This is a genomic window from Bacillus thuringiensis (genome assembly GCF_001595725.1).
Taxonomy (GTDB): Bacteria; Bacillota; Bacilli; order Bacillales; family Bacillaceae_G; genus Bacillus_A; species Bacillus_A thuringiensis_K.
In genome coordinates this window covers 359,477-381,635 of sequence record NZ_CP014283.1, presented here as the reverse complement: position 1 = coordinate 381,635, position 22,159 = coordinate 359,477, and the positions used below count along the sequence as shown (strand labels likewise).

Here is a 22,159-nt window from a genome sequence, read left to right as displayed (position 1 = left end):
CCTTTTGGTTTTTGCCGCTTTTAATTCACTATAAAGAAACTGTAAGGATTAAATTCATCCTATATAGAGTTTTTGTGTTCCTCATTAGACATGTATATTTTATAAATCATATTTTTTATGCAATATTGCATAAAAAATACCTGTTACTGTTGCTATAATTTTAAATGTAAACTGTTGCATCCAACATTTTATAATCTTCTATATTCATTAATATAGAGACCCTAATTGTAGGAAAAAGGAAAGAATATTGGTGGTTCTTCCCTTTTTCCTTATTTTTCATCTCTCTAATGATTCATTCTATAGTCTAAAATATTTTGATGAATGAAACCTGTTAAAATACAAAATTTTAGTTAGCAAACGAGAAATAAACACTTCATTATTATTTCTGCTATATTTAAAGGGCTTTTTTCTAATACAATAAGAAAAACAAAAAGAACTTGTAGAAATCACTACAAGTTCTTTTTGTTTTAAAGCGAATACACGGGACACATAAATTATCTCATTATTCATAACGGGGAAACCATATTGATTACGGCTTGATTTCATTATATAACAAATATTAACATCCAGAGTTTTAATGTTTGAAAATTATGTGAATTTATAATTAAAAATCCACCCTTCCCCTAAAAATTTATCGTTACAAGTTCTCTTAAGGTATTTTCTTCATGAGAAGTAATTAACTTTTAAACTCTTTCTAATATTCAAAACCACTATTTGTAATCCAATACATATTTTATTGATACCAATCTAGTTACAGGTATGCTACAATCCATTTGAAATATTGCTTTTGGGAATGCAATTGCTATTATAATCGCAATTTATTTTCTACAAACTGATTGGGTGTCAGCCCAAATTGCGGTTCTATTCCGCAGTCCTTAACAAATTGTTAAGGACTTTTTTATCATTTTCAGACAGAAGACTCCTTCCTCAAAAATGTGAAGGTGTGAAACACCAATTTTAGGTGGAGATGAACGTCGGTTGGCATATAAAAGAATCCATGATAGTGCTTTTTCTAAATGAATATGTTACTCTTTAACGGCTGGTATTTATCATCGTAAGAAATCCAGTAACTTCATCAAAAAAATGCTCCTAGATTGATCTAGGAGCATTTTTTTGAAACATTATTTTTTATTTGCCTTTGATTCACTTTATTATAGTATCCGTGTTTTACTACTTGCCTAACATCATCTACTTCAAATCCCATTATCTCTGTAATATCTACAACAATTGTATTCTGTAGAACACTGACTACATATCCGGTTAATTCTAAATTAGGATTTTTACGATATAAAAATTGAACATAATCCCCAATTGTTACTTCTGTTTTATGCTCCATTTGGTACCTCTGAATCATCCTTAATTATTCGTTAGGTTTCCCTTTTTTTTACTTCTTTATACTGTTTAGCAAGTCTATAAAATGTAGAATATTTAATAACCTATTTCGCCATTGCTTCTACATTAATTGTATTGAAAATTTTTAGTTAGCAAATTAGAGATAGCTACTTCATTATCATTTCTGCTATATTTAAAAATTTTCACTCTAAATACAATGAGGGGTATCACCAGTATTTTGGAAAATAACCACGCTAAGAGTATGCAAGATATTATACAGTTTTTCTACTAATTCACGAACAAAAGAGGACCCTAAAACCTTGTCAGGATAGTAATGTATAGAAAAATGCATAGACCCATAGCACAAAAAAGGGGGTTCCCTTATGAGAGTAGGGTTCCTCCTTTACTATTGCTACTGATAATGAGACGTTATGTCGACTAACTCTGTATAGACTATACAAAATTTAAATTGTAAAATTAACGCTTGAACCTCCAGTTACGTCAGATATTATGATTAAATTAATAATAGATTGTAAGGAGGTTATATAAGTTGGGTAATGATTTAATTTTCTCAATTGGTAAATTTTCTAAGAAAACTGGTGTTTCAATAAGGACATTGCATTATTACGACGAAATAGGGCTTCTCAAAGCTCAAAAAGACCTCAGTTCTGGCCATCGACTATATGGAGAGAACCATATAGTAAAACTTCAAAAAATCTTGGCCCTAAAATTCTTAGGTTATAACCTAGAAGAAATAAGATTAATGCTAACTAATACAAGTCTCAACTTAAACTTACAGGACACTTTAATTCAACAACAAAAAGCATTTGAAAAGAAAAAAGAGCATTTAGATAAAGTTCTGAAGGCAATTAATCAGACGATTTCTTTGTTAGATAGTCAAAAGGATGTTCCAAGTGAAATATTAATTAGTTTGATTAATAACATTCAAAATGAAAAAAATCAACGTACATGGCTTGAACATTTCACTTCTAAAGAAATTGCAGATAAGGTTTACAATAAAACTGATGAGGAAAATTTGTCCTTAGATAAAGAGTTTATTGATTTATCAAGAGATGTAAAGAGATTAGTTGGAAAACCAGTTCATGATTCAGAAGTACAAGAGTTAGCAAATAAACATTTGCAGGCATCTCTTAAATATGTTGGTCAGGAGGCTATGCATGCTTTTGGAAAATTAGAGGACGAGGAAATAGGAGATTTTCAATGTATGATGGCCTCTCCTTACACAAAGGAAGAAGAAAGATGGTTAGACCAAGTGATAGAATATTATATGGTTCAAAACGGAATGTATAATCCCAATCAACATAATGATAAATAATTTCTTTTAAGCTAACTTTAAACTGATATTAATCAACTTCCAATAACGCGAATTATGTAAATAAGCTGTCCATATGGACAGCTTATTTACATAATTCGCGTTTTGATGGTGCTACCCCATCACCATCAAGCTTAAGATCTTGAAGGTACCCCCAAACGAAAAATTTACTTATCTGCATCAGCTCAGTTTATACAACTAGCGGTTTATTCTTTGATAGTTGTTGTACTTCTGTTTGAATATAAATAAAATAAGTCCCACTTATCCAAAAACACCCCTGATTTCCATTATGTATAGGAAATTAAGGGCATTTTTCAGTATATAAAACTTCAACATTAATAATAAGTCTTCTTTTAAAGTATAGATGGTTAAACAGATGAAAAACTTCGATTGTTATATTTTCCCTTATTTCTTAAATAAAGGTGCTATTTTATCAATTTGATTTGTCCAAATTCCACCTGTATAATCGTCAGGAAGGCGTTTTATATCTTCAGATGAGTCAAATCCACTTGAAAATCCAAACCCATTTCCTCCTACAACGATAACTCGAGTATCTGCTTTATCCATTCGATTAAGAAAACGATTTGGCCATCCCCAAAGCCAAGGTGCTACTTTGTCTGGTATATGTAACTCTCCATGCTTCAGGCTTGAAGGTATGTAGCCAGTCCACCCTAATACCATATAAGTAATAAGATCTTTTTTCATGGTCGCTTTTGACATTGTTCGTAAACTAGGGATGCGCTCTTTTATCGCAGCAATTGGTTTATCGCCACCATATACAGTTAGTTGATCAAGGCGCTTCGCTGGTAATTTCTTGAGGTGAGTAGCCAATTGAATTCCTTCATTTTCATCATCACTTTTAATATGAATAAGAAAAGAACGGTCTGGAAAATGGGTAAGTACTTCATCAAGTGTTGGCATAAGATTAATCCCTTTGCCACGAAACGGGAATGTTTTACCCCCATCAGCTGTATAACCGTAACCAATATCAAGTGCTTGTAATTCTTTTGTTGTAAAATCTCTTGTAACACCTTTACCATTAGTACGGCAATCAAGAGTCCAGTCATGAAAAATAACAAAATTATTATCTTTAGTTGGTTGAACATCAAACTCTACTAAATCAGCTCCAGCTTTAAATGCCGCTTCCATAGATGGAATTGTATTTTCTAAATAAGAATGTTCAGGTTTATTTATACGTTCTGCTGTACATGTATCACTCTCAATCTCTTCCATGCTAAATGTTTGCGAAAGTCCTCGGTGAGCAAGAAGAAGAGGAATTCCATCGTCCCTCTTAGCAAAAAAAGAACTGTTATTTACATAAACAAATACGAATAGGATAAGAATTATCCAAGTCGTTTTACGTTTCAATAACCTTTTTAGTTTGTTCATTGTATGCTCCTCTTAAATTTTGGTTGAAATGCCTTAAACAATTTTCAGCATTTAAATACTGGTAAATATTAAAGCCTATCTTATTTTTTCGCAATGGATATAATTGTTAATTAAAGGCTGGTACTATGATATAAAACGGGAACAATATAAATCAATTCAATAGCCACTCACCCTTCAATAAGAGTAGTTTTGAAAGATTTCTATGAGAATTTAATATAAATGGGTATTTGTAATATCCTATTATTTAAGAATCAATTTACTATATGTATATAATTATCTGACAGCATCTTAATCACCTTATTGAAGGATTAGAGGCCGTCTAAATAAAACTGGATAATAAATTAACATCATACCTACAAATGAGCAAACCAAATAAAAAATAGCCTCGTATTTTATTACTAGAGAAATATTATTATCAATCTTTTTTTCATCTCTTTTATATAACATTTTGAATAATACTCTATATAATAAATACCCAATAATTGCTCCCAGGGTGTTCATAGATAAATCATCAATATCTGTAATTCTATTATCTAGCAATTGACCTAACTCAATAGCCAATGAAAAACCGAATCCAGCATAGGCAGTACTTTTCATTCTTCTAAACTGCGGCCAAATAGTCGGCAATAAAAAACCTAATGGCATAAACAGTAAAATGTTTAAGACATAAGTAGTCATACCTTCAGAAGCAAATGGAATCAAGTTAATTTGATTTGCACGAATTAATGTTTCGTATCTACCTATGTCCCATATAGTCCCTATCTCCGTCACCTTATACACTAGTGAAAGGTAGAATAGAAAAACATACACCCATAGAAAATGCTGAATAGATATATTTTTTTTCGTTTTAAAATAAGATCCAATTTGAAACATTATACAAAAAATAATAGTAAAGAAATAAGTATATAAATAATTAATCAAAACTCCTGAATGCATTTAAAATCTCCTAACTTTACATTGTAATCTATAACTTTGTCATTTTAAAATATAATTCAAGAACGGGTCGTCACAATCACCCCATCTATATTATTTCCATATATTTCACAAAATTCATTTACTGGTATTTCAACGTCAATTGTCTTGTTTTGAAAAAAGGGATAATATGAAATTGTATATTTTCCCCATCAATACTTGCTGAAATGCTCTCTTCTTCTTTTAAATAATCTAGGTATTCTTCCAAGGCTAAATTCATTTCTTGCATAATCGCACTGTGAGGCAAACCGACATAGCGAATATGCCAAGGTTCATATTGAATTCCTGTAACATCCGTTTTATCCGAGGGATAGCGTAAGATAAATCTGTATTTCCAAGCATTTTTTTCTATCCACTTTCCTTCAGGTGCTCGGTCCATTTTCGTTAAGCCTGATCCTACATCAAGTGATAAACCTGAATTATGTTCACTATAGCCTGCTGGTAAGGCATAATCAGCCCCCATCTCATGGTAAAGTCCACTTTGCTCATCAAAGTCACGATAACCATTATTAATAAAAAATTGATTAACACCTTCCTTTACAGTATTATTAATCGTCTCTGAAAATTTTTTTGCTATTTCTTTTGATAAATAAATATTCGTATTAAGCAATCCGCATCCGTTTATCAATTCATTATGTTTAGATAAATTTACGATATCTGATTTCACACTCCCTTGGCGAATAGGATATTTACTGTTAATTAAGAGCAGATTCCCTTGATAGATCTGTTCTTTTACAATCTCTTTCTTTTGGATAATTGAGGTAGTACCTGTGTTATCTATGTTATCTTTGTGATTTTGATCGTATTTTTGAATCTCTACTTTATTCTGAAAAAACAGTGCTTTATTCATGAAAGCAAAACCTAAGAAAAAAAATAACAATAAAAAACACCACTTCTTCATTTTCAGCTTCCTCCTTAAGTAAATGACTTGATGATAATGTCAGGCTGATTCAAACGATGAAGATTTCGGATATGAAACTCTTAACGATTACTTTCTGCAAAGCGATGCTATATCTATATGTGGATACTCTGTTCAGTGGTGTGCAGGAACATCCAAAACAGTAGACTGCTCATTTGGCACAATTCGCTAAAAGGAAAAGAAATATTTGTGTCACTCTTTTTCTAAACATTTGAGCTATTTTAATTCACGCATAAGTTATCATATCTTTCTTTGACGAAATAAAAAAAGCTCGTTCTTTTGGTTTAAGTCTACCGCATAAGAACGAGCCATTTTTTAATATTAAATTGTTAATTTCCTAAGAAAAAGTAGAGATAACCTTAAGAATTTCTTAAGAAACAATGATTATTTTCTAAGAATCCCCTTTATCAACCGAGTCTTGGAAGACTGGAAGTTCTACCGTGAAAGTCGTAGAGTTATCATTACTTTCCGCGTAAATCTGCCCGCCATGCTGAACAATGATTTCTTTTGCAATCGCCAATCCAAGTCCCGCGCCGCCCGTATCAGAAGAACGGGCATCATCCAATCTGTAAAACTTTTCAAATATGGTAGCGAGTTTATCTTTCGGGATGTTTCCGGCGTTCTCGAAAACGATGGATACCACATCTTCGGATAGGCTCGCAGTAATGTCAATAACGCTTTCGTCCTTGCTGTATGCAGCGGCGTTTTTCAAAATATTGTTAAAGACCCTCGCTAGCTTATCAGGGTCACCAAATACGGTCAAATCTTCAGAAGCATGGAGTACCACCTGTTTGCCCTTCGCGGCAAGCTGGGGATAAAATTCATCAGTCATTTGCACCAGCATATAGTATAGGTCTATGTGCTTTTTCGTGAGCGTAATCGTTTGAAGGTTATATCGCGTAATCTCAAAAAACTCGTCGATTAGCTGTTCCAGACGATACGCTTTGTCTAACGTGATATGCACATATTTTGCCTTTTGCTCTCTCGGCATGTCTGGTGCCTCGTCAAGCAGGATTAGATAACCGATAACTGATGTAAGAGGCGTTTTAATATCGTGTGCCAAGTACATAACAACTTCATTTTTTCTTTGTTCAGCCAGCTTTGCATCATGCTCTCGCTTTTCAAGAGTCCGCTTTAATGTATTGAGCTTCTGTTCCATGAACTCCATTTCCTCAGAAAGCTCAATTTGTTTATCTTCGTTCTGAATAAGTATATCAATACCGGTATTTATCTCTTCAAAGTATTTTACAAATTTTAAAAGCATAACTCGGCATAGAATAAGAATACTAATAGCAACCGCCACATAAATAAAAATTTCTATATTGTTCCGTATAGTATACTGATATATTATCATTGCGTCCCAACGCTCTAAATGATAACTGTTTTCCAAAAAACGTACGATCCACTCCCCAAGTGTTCCTTGGATAAATAGACGCAAAAACAGCACAAATACAACTGCTGCCATGACAATCGTAAGGATATATTGGTAGAGTTTTCGTTTTAATTTTGAATAATCGATTTTTTTACTCTTATTTTTATTTTTCAATTTTATAGCCAATCCCCCATACCGTTTTTATATACTTCGGATTATCAGCCATGTCGTTCATCTTTTCTCGCAGATGTCGGATATGCACGGTGATAGTGTTATTACTCTTGCTGAAATATTCGTCACCCCATATCTCATGAAACAACTGCTCAGAGCTAACCACATTTCCCTTGTTTTCACAGAGGATACGCAGGATTGAAAACTCGGTGGGAGTGAGAGATAACGGCTTCTCGTTCAAAGAACACTCATGCGTGCTTATATTAATGACAAGACCAGCGTGGACGATAACATTCTCGTTCTGTGCCGTTACTCCATTGTATTTTTTATATCGGCGTAACTGTGCCTTAACTCGCGCAATTAACTCTAGTGGGCGAAAGGGCTTTGTAATATAATCGTCCGCGCCAATTGTTAGCCCTGTAATTTTATCTACTTCCGTATCTTTCGCCGTCAACATGATAATAGGATAAGTGTGCTTGTCCCTTATTTTTTGACAGATAGTGAGACCACTTGCGTCGGGAAGCATGATATCCAATATAGCAAGGTCAAGCGCATTCTTGTCTATACATTCCAACGCTTCTTTGGCGGTATAGTATTTGAAAACCGTATAATTCTCGTTTTTCAAGTATAGCTCAACCAAATCGGCAATTTCGCGTTCATCTTCCACAATAAGTACTTTATCACTCATGATTACCAATCCCCCTTTATGGATGTGCTTTTCTCAATCGGAATCTTTTCTGAATAACGAGCCTATCATACCTATTACACCAAGTAAAGTCCTATTGTTGTATACAGACACAGTCGGTAACACAGAATAGATTTTCGGATTTACCCATTTATTAGGATTTAATTTTACGCCAAGAATAAGAGATCCATCGGACTCAAAATTATTTACAATAGATAAAGCAAATGGGTAAAAAAATTACTTTCAGTAAAATAAAAAAGAACCTGCAAACATGCAGATTCTCCTGATAATGATTTATATAAGTAAGACCCGAAAATATAATACAATAATTCGAAAATGAGTTCAAGTAAATCAAAAGAACCCGCTGGAGTTCGGGTCCTTTCAGAAGTGATGATGTTTTCTCGGCTTCGGAAAGTGAGAAAATACTAAAATATAATACAACGTAAAATTTTCAAATGAAAATTTTGATGCTTCAATGGTGCCATATTTCTTAATTGCAGCGTTTTTTGGTAATGTTTAATTACAATAAACGTATAAGATTTTGGAAATGACAGAAGTGTCTCTAATAAGAAAAACCACAGCAATCGCTGTGGTTTTTCTTTTAACGACTAAGACTATGTTGTAATTGTTCATAGCATCATATATTGAATTTCAAAAAAGTGTTAAAATGTAAAAGTTTGAATAATTCTTCAATTCGGAGGGATTGTGTAGAATATAAACGGGTTGAACAAAAAGCCTAGTAGAAACTAGGCTTTTTGTATAAAAAAATACCATTTTCATATTAATACATTTTTAATTACACTCTATTGTATACAAACTTTAATAAGATGTTCCAATGTATATATTATTAATTTATATTCAAATTTTAAATTTATTGCAAATCGCGTACTTTCTACAAAATTATTATCAAAAATATACATTTAAATCATTGTAAACAAGAAGTTTAGAAGAGCTATAGCGATGTGACGGTACCTCATCGCTATTCAGCTAATAAAAAGAAATACCCTCAAAATGAAAAAAATACGTTATTCTTTCTGTAGAATCATAGTGGTCTGACCCCATTTGGTGAGACAAAGAAAAAACACCTAGATAACATGTTTCCTATAATCTATAGGTATCACTTTAGGAGTTATTTTGCACCTATTTTAAGCGTTATTTTGCACTATAAGTAAATATAAAAAGCCCAATTTCTCATTAAAATTGAGAAATTGGGCTTTTTTCGTTGCTCCATTAAAGCGCCCTATAATTGAGTAACTAAATTATTCGATAAGAAGGTCAACCATAATCATATATTTACTTTTTTCAGTCGGGAAATTGAAAGTTTCATTCTTTTCTTAAATCTAATTGTGTGTTTTCATTACCCTGCCAAAATGGAATAGTTAAGTCTTCAACTACAAAATCTAAAAGCTCTTCATCAACATTAACACTTACTTTTTTTGTTCTCTTGCTAATTCAGAAAATCCCCTTGTACTTCCAGCTGGAGCAATGGAAAAAGGACTGAACCAACGTCCATTATTTAAATTTTTATCCCACCAGGTACTTGCCACCTCTCCGTTTTTTCCTATCTAAAATACATCGAGGTGATCAGTAAATCGGGACACAGTTGCTATTTGAGACTCTGTCATCCGGCCATACATCATGTTAACAGTAGCCACGTCACCATCACTAAGCCCATTTCTCTGCCCAATGGTAACCCCAGGTGTTAAAGGCTCGATTGTTGGTAAGTTGTTTTTTGAAAAGAAATGTGTACCATAATGCATTATTGAACCATAGTCATATGGGCCATAGTCATCGGATACTGGTATTTCTTGATTAAAGTTACCCTCCTTTCCAGTCTCTATGTTAGCCCAGTTAATTCTAACGAAGTTATTTCGGTCCTCTCGACTTTGTTCGTGGAACAAGCCCACTGTATGGCCAATTTCATGAATAACATTTCCTGTACTGCAATCGTTGCCAAGGTTTATGAATTGTTCCCCTCCTTGCATCCCTATGCGAGATGAACAACTGTCGCTTGGTCTGAAGGTAACATAGTTGGTTTCCGTGGTTCGTCGCACAAATCTTATGAAAGTTCGATTTTCCCAATGAGAAATAGCATCAGTTACACGTTGCTGATTGGGAAGACTTGAATCAATATTAAAAGGTATAACTCCGTTTGGCCAGCGGAATTGGTCACCTGTGATGCCGACCCCCTTGGTTTTAGACCGGGTTTCCATTTCTGCGACAGTTCCAAGAACAATATCACCTTCAAAGATGGCAAGACCGTCAACGACCGAGTATTTTACTTCTCTGGGGGATGGTAAATGGATAAACCCTGTCCGTATTTCTTCACTATTTAGATTGGTTTCACATAAATCATTACTCTTTGCTTTCACCTTTAGTACCTCCGTATTGTATTTGGTATATAGATCAATCACAATCATAACTTCCCCGAAAGAGACGACTTTATTATGACAATCTTGATAAAATAGTAAGTGAGAGTAAAAGAATTGATAAAAGCACATATCTATAAAAACAATCAGCTTAAAACTGAACGGCTATGAAAAATTACAACTTAAGCGTTATGATTTATAAAATTCACTTTTAGCTGAATATCTTCAATAATAATGGATAAGATATCCGTATGGGATTTTCAAATAATTGGAGGTCGAATAAAGTGCCTAAAGGATTCTCGTTACATATTGGATTAAATTCAGTTGATCCACAACATTATTCAGGATGGAGTGGAGACTTAGTTGCCTGTGAATCAGATGCTGAAGATATGGGGTTAATTGCAAAATCATTACGTTATGATAATACCTCTACGCTCTTAACAACCAATGCTACAATAGATAATTTTGTTAATGAAGTTAAAAAAGCAGCATCATCTTTAGAAAGTGGAGATATTTTTTTCCTTTCTTATTCTGGACACGGTGGGCGTGTTCCTGATCAACAAAATGATGAAGCCGACGGTTTTGACGAAACTTGGTGTTTATATGATGGTCAATTCCTAGACGATGAAATTCACGCACTTTGGCATCTTTTTAAGGAAGATGTAAGAATTGTTGTCTTATCAGATTCTTGTCATAGTGGATCAATAACTAAAGCTCAACATTACGCTTTATATAATTTCTCCAATATTGATCCAGTAAAACATGTAGCCTATCGATATATGCCGCTTGGTATTAGAACTAAAACCTTTGAAAAAAATAGAAGTATTTATCATGAAAGAAAGGCTCAAGTTAATGAAAGAAATGACAATGAATTAAAGTGCTCGGTTAAATTAATATCTGGTTGCCAAGACAATCAGCTTTCAGCAGATGGAGCTTTTAATGGATTATTCACTGCAACTTTATTATCAGTATGGAGAAGTGGGGCATTTGAAGGGAACTACCAAAAATTCCACAGAAAAATTTTAGAAGCCATGCCGCCAGATCAATCTCCAAACCTTCTTGATATTGGAAAGAGTAATCCAACTTTTGATAATCAAAAACCTTTTGTCATTTAATCAATTTTAAATATTATTATTTTTAATTACTAGAGTATCTGAATAAGGCTCTCAAAAAATGAGGCAAGAATAAGGTCACCCGTATAGTTCTATTATTTCAATGGAATATACGGGTAGATTAAGTGGAAAATTATCATACGATGAGATAATCTCTATTAAGGTAGACACTCATAATGTATTTGGTATCTTGATATAAGCGCAATCTTTCACAATCAGTAAGCATTTGCTTGAGATTTTTCCTCCATTGAGTCGTTTACTACGAGGAGAATACTTCATTCCTTTCTTTTTTTCTCTTACAGCTTGATCTTGTAATCGTTTTTGTTGCTGTTGTTTTGTTAATCGATGAACAATTACACGAGCTGGCACTTTATCAATCATTCCTACATAAGCATCAGCTATTTCACATGTTTGTCCTGGTTGAAGGGAGTTCATTAACGTCTCCATATCTATCTGTATATACTCTGTACCTTTCTAAATTCTTCCGTCTTGAAAATAATCAGGGTTAGGATTTTTTTGATAAATGCGTGTATTCGATTTGATACGTGAAATATAATAATCCTTTTTCTCTTGTATATGTTGAAGATCTTTCAAATGAAAATAACCTAAATCTCGGATACATAAATCATTCGCCGTCACAGTTGGAGCGCACAGAGAGCCATAAGTGCGATCATGTTGTTTACCTGGACCTGTATGAATATGTAGGAACTGTCCACTTAACAAATCATACTCAAGTTGAATTTTTATCCCAGCTGTATGGCTGCATCCTCCTGCACCTGGATAAACCGATGAAAATACATCCGGGAGTTGAAATGCAGTTGAATCTAAAATACGAATACGCTTGAAAACAGAAGTGTATGGAGAAGAAATTGGCATAGATGCGGCCAATTTTTTTCTTAATAGTTCGGCTAGTAGGTGTTGTAAAAGTAGGACAGCCGCCTTATTAAACCGTTGATTCAGTCCCTCTGGACTGATGAGTACTTCTGTTGATGCTTCTAAACAGCTAGATAACTGAGTTAAAGAAGTCATAGCTATATTTTGGCTCACCCATACACATAAAGCTACTAAATCTTTTGCTTGGTACTTACTGGTTCGTTGCACAAAGCCAACATTTCTGGCAAGATTTCGTAAGGTATTAGGGGATAAAAGGTTTTGAATTTCTTGAGCAAATAGTTGTAATTCATCAGATACAGAAATAGACATACAAAAACGCCATCCTTTCCTATGATTCTATAGAAAGAATAACGTATTTTTTCATTTTGAAGATATTTCTTTTTATTAGTTTGATAGCGATGGGGTTCGTCCCCACAAGGCAAGCCGCATTCTAACCAAAACGCAATCTTTAGATCAAAAAATAAGAATAAAACCAATGAATAAATATTTAATTTATATTTTTTTAATCTCATTTTCGTAATCTTCAAGTTCCTTATCTGTCATTACATATGGAGAGGGGTCCTCTTTTATAAACCGTACCGCATTTAGTCCGATCATCTGAGCAGCGGCGGACGGCTGACCATCTGGAATAATAGGCGAAATGGACAAATCGGCAACCTTAAGATTTTTGGTACCAAACACATTGAGGAATCCATCGACAACCCCTCCTTGAATCGTCTGTCCCATCCGACACTGACCGCCTAAAGAGAAGTTCGTGTAAGAGGCTTTGACATAATTCTCAAGCTGCTGTTGTTTGTTGGGATCATTGTCAGGTAGCTGGAATATACTTTCGGGAGGATATACAACTTTCCCGATTCCGTTATTTGGGTATTTCAGTGGATCTCTAGCCTCTACAATAATATTATAAATTCTCTTATATTGATCGACCATATACGTTAGATCATTGGGATCTTCCAACGGATTGAAGTTAAGAGATGGATAAGCCTCTGGATCGCTATGTTCCACTAGCACTGTACCCCTGCTTTTTGTATTCACGTCTACAATACCAAAACTCATGATACTTGGAGTAGTTTGGAAAGTTAAATCTAAACTCCAACCATTGCTGATCACATCCGGAGCAGGGATAAAAAATGGGATAGGAGCCCCTATCAGTTGGAGACGACGACTTTCTAGTAGATTCATTGGATTCTCTGCTTGGAAAGCACCTAAGATAAGTGGAAAGTTGGGATCAGCAAAAAATATCGGAAGAATTTGAGAGGTATCTATTTCAACTCCTAATCCAACATAACCATGAGTTTGAAGATTGTGACCCACATTTGGACTCTCTATAAATGTTGGTATACCTGCTTTAGCCAAATCATCCGATTTACCGATTCCTGAACGTTGTAGAATGACTGAGGAAAAAAATCCTGCAGAGACGATAATGCCTTTTCTTGCAAACCTTCTATGTGAAACACCATCCTTGACAAATTCAACACCAACCGCAATGTTCAGTCCATTTTTTTTCTTAAATAAAATTTTGTTAACGGTTGTTTTAGCTAAAATAACTAACTTTCTTCCATCAACTCCAAATTCATCTGGATGGAACTGGTTTCCTTGACTGACAATATGGTCATTTAAATAACCTGTTGCCGTTGAGGATCGGACAAATTGACCGGGGCTAATTTCTTTTTGAATAATTTGCGATTTATAAAATGTACAATCCCTTATGCCGGTATTATAGTCCACAGCAATCGGCGTTCCCAATACAGTGTTTGTTGCTTGAACTAACGTATTGATTAATCCATTAGGGGGAATACTCTGTTGCCTAATAAAGATTGGCCCTTGTGATCCTCGTTCATCAGGGTCTTGTGTCGATCCTGTATAGGTTTCATTTTTTACAAATAAGGAGCTAATCTTGTCGTAACTCCATTGATTACCAACAAGACTTGCCCACTGGTTATACAACTCTTTACTCCCACGTACGGCGTACATGTCACTAATTTCTGAACTTCCCCCTATGGCGCGACCATTTGTTGCAATAAGTGTACGTGCAATAGTCGATTCTAATTCAGAAGTAACATTAAAGCTAAACCTGTTACCTCGAGTTGTATTAATGGCCGCAATAACGCTAGGGTTACTTAGCTCATTCGTCATATTTGTTCCTGCTTCTAGCACTAGTACAGAAGTACTTTTGTCATCCGTTAATTCTTTGGCGATTACCCCTCCGGCAGTTCCGGCACCAATCACGATATAATCAAATTTAGTAGGGTCTATTGGTTTTATAGGCTCTGGAACTGCACAAGGAAATGCACAAGGAAATAATGAATAAGGAAATTCGCAAGGATTAAAACAATTTCTTTTTTTTGATGGCATAAATAATCAAGCTCCTTTTTTGCATTTAGTATATTAAATGTAAGAAAGAATCTGTCTCCTGTACCAGTGTCTTTATTAATTAAAAAATGTATGTTCTATACATGTAAAGTTAACATAACGCATCATTATCAATAGACAATAACGGATAGATTTTTCGTTTTTGGGGTACTATAAAATATTAGCTTGATAGCGATGGGGTAGCACCAACAAAACGCGAATTTCGTACGTTAAGTAAAATTGGATAAAGTAAGAGCCGATTTCCTATATGATAAGGGGAATCGGCTCTTACTTGACTATTAGTCTTTTAAAATTAAATTGGTACTATCGGGCATTCAAAATGATAAAATACCATTCTGAAATTAATTTTACGGCCCTATACACACTTTATTTTAGTTTCTCTTTTATTTTTTCTGGTACATCTTCACTTTTAACTTCTTCATAACCGTTAATTAATGAAATTTTATCAGGTGTTTTTTATTAGCATCTTTATCTTCATCTGCCGTAATTTTTAAATAGGTTCCTTCTTTAATTGGCTTATCATCATTTGTAACAAATTGGATTGTTTTCTCTTCTCCATTTTCTTTAAATCCTTTTAAGGTGTATTTGAATGCGTCTCTTTCTTTTGTTCCTTGACCTTCAATTTTCACATAATAAGTTTCTGTGAAGAACTTTCCACCATATTAGAAGGATAAGGCAGATCATCACCTGTTACCCGTAAATCAACAGTACGCGGATACTGCTCCATGTTTTTTAATAAATCAAGCCCATATTTTCTGTCTCCTATATAAGCGTCAGCATTTTCAAGAGGATTTTTTCTTGCAATCCCAGCCACAGCTCAATATTTCCACCATTTCCCATTTCATCAGAAACAAAATAATCATTAAAACTAAGAACAGTCCCTGTATGACCAAACTCGCTGTGGAGAAATCCAGTAAACTGTTCTGGTAGGGTGAACCTACTGCCTAAGCCAAACGTATGGAACATAGCATTTCTACCAACAAGTCCGTTTCCATTACCAAGCCCTCCTGGTGGTCCCGACATAAGTAGAATTCTTGCGCTTTGAACAGCTCCGGCACATAACACCACATTATGAGCTTGTTGGAACATATCTTTTGGATTGTTGGGATCAGAAACATCAAGATAACGAACCCCTGTTGCTCTACGGAGACGTTGATCATAAAAAAATTCTTAAACTTTTGAATCCGGTCGAATTTCTGCAACTTCACGTAAATTTCGCAACTCATGAAGTGTTGTAGAAAGAGTTCCATATTTTGGCTGACGTGAACCCCAGCAAACATATTCTCCACAAAATCCACATATGTTACATGCATCACGAACAGTATCAGACCATATCTCTTTAGGAGATTGATTCCAGAATTCTGGTTTTGGATTATCCCCCCAATTTTTAATCATCTTGTCAATCATATCCTGGGTACAGTACTCCTTAATATCAGGATTGACCATAGCCGATGGTATCATTGTGGGATTCATCCCTATTGCATTCATTGCCTTAAAGAAAAAGGAGCCAATTGGCCTTTGAGGGTATTCTTTTGACGGAAATGGCGTCGAAGGTAGTGTATTTCTCCATGTGTTCATGCTAGTCTCTGCCGAAAAGGCTTTGAACCATGGAGATTCCTTGATGGACTTATTGATACCCTGATGGTCACCGCCGACTGATAAGATGGCTTCAGCTATATTTAGAACTGGCTCAAGTTCGTTGTAACTAATAGGCCAATCTGCTACAGAATAGCCCCATTCACTAATCTTGTCACTTTGACCAAGTTCTTTAAAAAGTGATTGTAATCTCAGATCTACTGGTAATGGTCGAATACCCCAACATCCCCAAAGGAGTGATCCTCCCCCCATATCAGTTGCCGTCCAGCCTCCTTCAAATGGTTTGGCCACCGATTTATCATCTTTACGGAATGTACTATAATCTCCTCTAGGCCGCCTTACCGGAAGAGGTTTCTCTAAACCAAAGCGATACTCATCATGAAATACCTGATCAAACTGCTTTTCACCTTCAGGAAGGGCCTCAGCCCAATCAGCACCTTGCTCAAGAACAACAACACTATATCCAGCACGTGCAAGCATCCATGCAAGAGTACCTCCTCCACCTCCTGTGCCAATGACTACAAAATCAGCAACTTTTATTCATTTTCCTCCTGTAGGTTACTATATTTAGCCAATACATTCTCAAACAGTTTCACAGCTTCCTCTGTATCGTAACTTGTAAAATGATTTCCAACTCTACGAGTTTCATCAAGCTCAACCAGTAATGCTGTTGACCATGGTTCTTCAGCGGTATTACGCATTCCCATCATGCGATACAAAATATCACGCGTAAACTGAAATAAGAATGAAACAGATGTTGGAAATTCCAGAGGAGACCAAGAGGGATGAGAATTATTTACAAGCAATGCTACGAACTTTTCCCAGCCACCAGACGTCTCTGGGATACTAAATTGAGCGGCTTTAAGAAGCAAAGATGTCCCTTTTTGATAAAATTCAGAACGTATAATAGGGTTTTTATCTTTATCAAGAAGTACGCCTCTAGACTCTGTAATACCGAAGATTGCATCTTCTTCTAAACCACGGGCTTTTCTCCATGATTTAGGATGTTGAATTGGAGTTGCAGAGAAAGGAGCTTGTTGAAGCCTCTTCCAACGGTTCATCAGTGACAAGTCAAACGAGGTCTCACGTAGTAAACCCTCCAAAAATTGAATCAGATTAAATTTTTCTGAATTTAAGGGGCCTTTACCGTGTCTCCAAGGAAGGTATTCCTCTGTGTCCGGTACCTGATTAGGAGACGGTTTAGAGTTAATCCATTTTTGTAGGGGAATTAAGACATCTGCAACTTTAAGAAGTACAAATTTCATTTCTCCATTAAATTGGAATCCAGAAAGATTCATTCTATTATGTTCATCCTCTAAATTATCGTTCATTGACATCTAATCTATCCTCCTTTCCAAAAATACCAATATATGTGTTTTTTCTTTTTTTAATTAGTATTCAATTGAACTAGCTAGTACTTGTTTGTTACCTCATTGATTAGCTTAGATACAATTTTCAATCTTTATCATTGAAATGGTTCTATAACGACACTTCAGGTTATTTCAATTAACTTTTATGTTGTATCACATATAAATAAAATCTCACTGATTCTCTCCAAATTAAGAAAAAAGAGATTATCATTATTTCAAAATTAATATAGACATTTTAATGAAACAGTTCTCTTAAAATTATGGAGAAAAATAATTAGAATTGGTTACTCTTATGTATTCAGCTCCTTTTCTTAGCAATGGATTGCATAATACATTGCTAATTAGGAGATAATCTAATTTATAGTAAAATATCTCTTAAGATTTATTTCATTATGTGTAATAAACATATAAAGGTTATTGTTTGCCATTCATGACGAAACATCCGCTTATTTTAACTTAATTGGTATTCTGTATAATACATATAGAAAGAAGGAGAAACACTGTGCAGATTCGCTGTGGAACGTTTAACTTATACCAATTTGCTGAACCTCCTTTCAAATGGTATGAGCCTGGTAACAAATATTCAGATGCTGAATGGTTGATGAAGAAGGAATGGATTAAAGAACAAATATTAAAAATGAAATGCGATGTTATTGGTTTTCAAGAAGTATTTAGCTCAGCTATTTTGAAAAGCTTAGTTGAGGAATTAGGGTTTATTCATTTTGAAACAGTAGAAACCCCTGTTACAGATATAGATAATCCATTAGTATTTATAAAACCTGTAGTTGCAATAGCGTCAAAATATCCAATAATTTCAGTAAATCCTGTTAAAGTACCAGATTCCATTATGGAGGAAATACCTGTTAATGCAGATTTTAAATTCAGTCGTATTCCAATAAAGGCTACGATACATATTGATGGTTCTGGTGATATTATTTTTTATGTTTCGCATTTGAAATCCAAAAACCCAGCAGTTAGAGATTTACATTTAAATCCTGATGATGCATTGGATAATAAGATATTAGCTACTTTACGAGCAAGGTCGATAGGACATATAATATCATTACTACAACGAGGAGCAGAAGCAGCGGTCTTATATCATGAGATATCTGAAACCCTACACACTCATAAAGAAGTTCCAGTTATCTTGCTTGGTGATTTAAACGATGATGAACACTCTATTCCCATAGAAGCATTAACTAATAGGGAAAGGCTTTTAAAAATCAACGGTAAACCAATTGATGATGACGAACAAAAGATTGTATATAATTATAAACTTTACGATGCTTTTGACTTAGCTCCAAATCAAAGTGGACAAAAAAGATTGCCCACACATTATTATAAAAAATTAGGAAACGTATTTGACTATATTTTTGTATCTAATGTACTTAATGGGAAAAACGAACAGCACCTTGGTCGAGTAAGCGCATATAAATTACTCGACCATCATTTAAAATGTGATGATATTGAAAATAAAACACAATCTGATCATGCCCAAGTTGTTGCAACTATAGAATTCAAAGAAAATATAAAATAAAGAAAATGAGTCGAATGTTTCTTAAAGTAAGAATGAAAAGTAATACGTTTTATAGATGAGTTAAGGAATATGAATATACCTTAAAAAAAGTACCCATTCTTGAAATTGGGTACTTTTCTTATTCCCCCTTTTCGAGGGAGCAAAAACACCCAACAATTGGATACAACACAGAGAATCCCCTTATTACGGTGTTTATAATTTTTGTATACAATTTGGTACATGAAATTATACAAACTAAGTTATTCCTTTTCCTTTAAAATCCTTATAGCATTCTATATGAATTTTATGGTATTATATAGATAGAAAATTTGTTTTCATTGTTTATACACTATTGTACGTAGCGTGAAGGACAAACCTTACGCCCTGATAACTCGGGCGAGGTTTGTCCTTTTTTTATTTTAAGGAGGAATTTACTATGAAAAAAGTCTACAAAATTGGAGCAGTTATCACAACTTTATGCGTTGCTTGTATCGCAATCTTTACTTTAACTAAAGATGAATCAGTCAAAACAGAAACTATAACACCAGAAAAAACAATTGTATCTGCTGCAGATGTAAAAGGATCACCTGAAAATATAAAAGATATTTCAAAAGAAGAATTAAAGCAAAAAATACAATCCCATGAAGAGTTCATTGCGTATTACTATCAACCAACCTGTCATTTTTGTAAAAAAGCTGCACCGAATATCAATCGTATGTCAAAAAAGCATGATAGAACCATCTATCGTATTGATATCTCTACACCAGAAAATCAAAGTGCCTTTCAAGAGTTCGACATTCCAGGTACTCCAATTGTCGTAGCTTATAACAGAGGTGAAGAAGTTGAACGTCTAGAAGGAGCCGTTTCAGCTGCTACATATGATGGTTTCTTTGCAAGACGTAATTCGAGTGCTAGCTAGTTTAGTGCTCGTTTTTCTTTGTAAGAAAGGAGAATTAACATGCAACAAAACGCCCGTATTCATTCTTTAGACATACTAAGAGGTATCGCCATACTATGTATCCTTTTTGCGAATCTACCCACTATGACAGGACTAGATCCCTTTAATCAAGCAGGTTACACCGGTACAGATAAAGCGATTCGATTTTTAGTAGATTTGTTTATACAAGCAAAGTTCTACACTATTTTCGCATTCTTATTTGGAGTAGGATTTTATATCTTTATGAAAAATACAGAAGCAAAAGGATATCCTATGTATAAGTTATTTACCCGGAGACTGTGTATTTTACTAGTCTTCGGTTTACTCCACTTCACCTTTCTATGGTTTGGAGATATTCTACATGCGTATGCTATAGCTGGATTTATTCTATTGTTCTTTTATAAGCGATCTACTCAGCTTATTTTTATAGCTGGTTGTAGTTTCCTAACGGTTAGTTATGTATTACATGTTATTGTATTTTCACGAGCAAGTTCTTCTATTCCTGAAGTACCAACTTACTATCAATATATTTTTACAGGCAACACTACCAACCACACGGTAAATCTATTTACACATTATTTATATCAAGTAAAAGCACGTTTGTTTTTTCTGATGATAGAGGAGCCCCAACAACTACTAATTGGAATTCCAGAATATATAGGATTATTTTTAATCGGCTTATGGGCTGGTAAGAAAAATATTTTTAAAAGGGTACCGGAATTAATAAAGAAAATTAGATTTTTACAGTGGAGTTCGTTATGCATTTCATGTCTTCTCTCTTATCCTATTATCTACTACTTTATAAAAACGGATATCTATTACTCTATCGATGTACAACTATGGACTCTATTTGGAGGGAAAGCACTAGCTATATTCTATATTTGTACTCTACTTAGAGTTTGTGAGAATAAAAAATATATAAAATGTCTGCACCCCTTTATGAACGTAGGCAAGTATGCTTTAACGAATTACATTAGCCAATGTATACTAACTCTTGTCATACTTTCGTTATATTTTAAAGATGTCTCACATGTATATTACTGGCAACTATGTATCTTCGGGCTTTTAATTATCTTTGTACAAATACTATTCAGCAAAATTTGGAGTAAATATTTCCGCTATGGTCCTATTGAGTGGGTATGGAGAAAAGGCATTTACAAGACATAGCCTATTTTTCACCAGTTACATGCAATTAACTGAAAAAAATAATAAAATATCATATGAAAGATTAAAGATATATTTGCGGTTGTAAAATAATGTTATTAAAATTAAAGTGGTTCAAGTCGCAGGAAGGCACCTTTGGGTGTCTTTTCTTTATGCATAAAAAAGCCTCATCTTCCTATAGAAAAGATAAAGCCTTTATATATTATTTATTATCCGATTCATCAGTTTTATTATAAACACATTTAGCTTCTCCAAAAAGACCACCTGTGTCCCATTCCCACCATAATACGCATACTTCCCAGGTGAACCATTGTCTCTTATACTTGGATATGATTTTAGTTTATATTCATAAACCGAAACCATAAAAATATAAATAGATTACCACGATTGTAATTCCCATAAGAGTGATTAATAGGAGTCTTATGAAATTTTTAAAATATGTATTCTTTGTAGTTGGATGCACCAGTCTAATATCACTTTGGTATGCAATCTTTTTTCTGTAAAGATAAGCAAAAAGAAAAGTCGTTCCAGAAATTAGATAGTGTATTTCAATGAAATAATATAACTTGAAGAAACACAAAGTGTTTTTACTTTTGTTTTTCTTCAAGTTTTCGTTTGTTAATAGCTCAATAAAAAGAGGTTTGTTACATTCTAA

The 22,159-nt window shown here is 34.1% G+C and carries 16 protein-coding genes and 4 pseudogenes; 6 read left to right on the top strand and 14 right to left on the bottom strand.

The features are described 5' to 3' along the window. Positions 1-1,099 precede the first annotated feature (1,099 nt). On the bottom strand, positions 1,100-1,336 hold the full coding sequence (locus AXW78_RS27820) for a DUF2187 family protein (protein WP_000400417.1): 237 nt from the start codon (positions 1,334-1,336) through the stop codon (positions 1,100-1,102). 546 nt (positions 1,337-1,882) lie between these two features. On the opposite strand from AXW78_RS27820, the gene AXW78_RS27815 reads away from it, so the two are divergent. Then, entirely contained in the window at positions 1,883-2,668 is a 786-nt protein-coding gene (locus tag AXW78_RS27815) for a MerR family transcriptional regulator (protein WP_000526051.1), read from the top strand. A gap of 402 nt (positions 2,669-3,070) precedes the next feature. On the opposite strand, the gene AXW78_RS27810 is transcribed toward AXW78_RS27815, so the two are convergent. The 5 genes and pseudogenes from AXW78_RS27810 to vanR-A all read right to left on the bottom strand — a co-directional run bounded on the left by AXW78_RS27810 (position 3,071) and on the right by vanR-A (position 8,176). After that, entirely contained in the window at positions 3,071-4,054 is a 984-nt protein-coding gene (locus tag AXW78_RS27810; RefSeq protein ID WP_046945652.1) for a glycerophosphodiester phosphodiesterase family protein, read from the bottom strand. Positions 4,055-4,351: 297 nt separating this feature from the next. Beyond that, positions 4,352-4,990: a VanZ family protein gene (locus tag AXW78_RS27805; protein WP_000555588.1), complete on the bottom strand. Its 639-nt coding sequence runs from the start codon at positions 4,988-4,990 to the stop codon at positions 4,352-4,354. A gap of 56 nt (positions 4,991-5,046) precedes the next feature. Next, positions 5,047-5,927, bottom strand: a pseudogene (gene vanY, locus AXW78_RS27800) (VanY-A/VanY-F/VanY-M family D-Ala-D-Ala carboxypeptidase). A 409-nt stretch (positions 5,928-6,336) separates the two neighbouring features. Next, positions 6,337-7,503: a vancomycin resistance histidine kinase VanS gene (gene vanS / locus AXW78_RS27795; protein WP_033703270.1), complete on the bottom strand. Its 1,167-nt coding sequence runs from the start codon at positions 7,501-7,503 to the stop codon at positions 6,337-6,339. Then, a complete protein-coding gene (gene vanR-A / locus AXW78_RS27790) occupies positions 7,481-8,176 on the bottom strand; it encodes a vancomycin resistance response regulator transcription factor VanR-A (RefSeq protein WP_001281105.1) in 696 nt (231 codons plus the stop codon). The genes vanS and vanR-A overlap by 23 nt, the downstream gene beginning before the upstream one ends. Before the next feature lie 100 nt (positions 8,177-8,276). Between vanR-A and AXW78_RS35800 the strand changes: the two are divergent. Then, a pseudogene (locus AXW78_RS35800) lies at positions 8,277-8,381 on the top strand (Tn3 family transposase); the annotation flags it as partial. Between the two features lie 1,357 nt (positions 8,382-9,738). Here the strand turns inward: AXW78_RS35800 and AXW78_RS27785 are convergent. Further along, on the bottom strand, positions 9,739-10,545 hold the full coding sequence (locus AXW78_RS27785) for a M12 family metallopeptidase (protein WP_000645007.1): 807 nt from the start codon (positions 10,543-10,545) through the stop codon (positions 9,739-9,741). A gap of 281 nt (positions 10,546-10,826) precedes the next feature. On the opposite strand from AXW78_RS27785, the gene AXW78_RS27780 reads away from it, so the two are divergent. Further along, positions 10,827-11,657: a caspase family protein gene (locus tag AXW78_RS27780; protein WP_001123886.1), complete on the top strand. Its 831-nt coding sequence runs from the start codon at positions 10,827-10,829 to the stop codon at positions 11,655-11,657. Positions 11,658-11,897: 240 nt separating this feature from the next. Here AXW78_RS27780 and AXW78_RS27775 read toward each other — a convergent pair. The 7 genes and pseudogenes from AXW78_RS27775 to AXW78_RS27745 all read right to left on the bottom strand — a co-directional run. Further along, positions 11,898-12,857, bottom strand: a pseudogene (locus tag AXW78_RS27775) (IS4 family transposase); the annotation flags it as partial. Between the two features lie 183 nt (positions 12,858-13,040). Beyond that, positions 13,041-14,903 carry a GMC family oxidoreductase gene (locus AXW78_RS27770; RefSeq protein WP_001139450.1) on the bottom strand — a complete coding sequence of 621 codons (1,863 nt, stop codon included), beginning with the start codon at positions 14,901-14,903 and terminating at the stop codon, positions 13,041-13,043. Between the two features lie 449 nt (positions 14,904-15,352). Beyond that, positions 15,353-15,550, bottom strand: coding sequence for a DUF1093 domain-containing protein (locus AXW78_RS27765; RefSeq protein WP_000687528.1), 198 nt, complete (start codon positions 15,548-15,550; stop codon positions 15,353-15,355). After that, positions 15,547-15,735: a hypothetical protein gene (locus AXW78_RS27760; protein WP_002164300.1), complete on the bottom strand. Its 189-nt coding sequence runs from the start codon at positions 15,733-15,735 to the stop codon at positions 15,547-15,549. The genes AXW78_RS27765 and AXW78_RS27760 overlap by 4 nt, the downstream gene beginning before the upstream one ends. Next, positions 15,684-16,070, bottom strand: a pseudogene (locus AXW78_RS27755) (GMC family oxidoreductase N-terminal domain-containing protein); the annotation flags it as partial. The gene AXW78_RS27760 and the pseudogene AXW78_RS27755, both read right to left, overlap by 52 nt. Positions 16,071-16,091: 21 nt before the next feature. Further along, the gene (locus tag AXW78_RS27750) at positions 16,092-16,997 is read right to left on the bottom strand and encodes a hypothetical protein (protein WP_000881002.1); all 906 of its coding nucleotides are present in this window, start codon (positions 16,995-16,997) and stop codon (positions 16,092-16,094) included. Between the two features lie 56 nt (positions 16,998-17,053). After that, complete coding sequence (locus tag AXW78_RS27745) at positions 17,054-17,854, bottom strand: hypothetical protein (RefSeq protein ID WP_000062301.1); 801 nt, start codon at positions 17,852-17,854, stop codon at positions 17,054-17,056. Positions 17,855-18,389: 535 nt separating this feature from the next. Between AXW78_RS27745 and AXW78_RS27740 the strand changes: the two genes are divergently transcribed. From AXW78_RS27740 to AXW78_RS27730, 3 genes are all read left to right on the top strand, one after another. Continuing rightward, positions 18,390-19,424: an endonuclease/exonuclease/phosphatase family protein gene (locus AXW78_RS27740; protein ID WP_061884954.1), complete on the top strand. Its 1,035-nt coding sequence runs from the start codon at positions 18,390-18,392 to the stop codon at positions 19,422-19,424. 415 nt (positions 19,425-19,839) lie between these two features. Beyond that, positions 19,840-20,322, top strand: coding sequence for a thioredoxin family protein (locus AXW78_RS27735; protein ID WP_000758626.1), 483 nt, complete (start codon positions 19,840-19,842; stop codon positions 20,320-20,322). Between the two features lie 39 nt (positions 20,323-20,361). Further along, complete coding sequence (locus AXW78_RS27730; RefSeq protein WP_001186859.1) at positions 20,362-21,507, top strand: DUF418 domain-containing protein; 1,146 nt, start codon at positions 20,362-20,364, stop codon at positions 21,505-21,507. Positions 21,508-22,159: the final 652 nt, after the last annotated feature.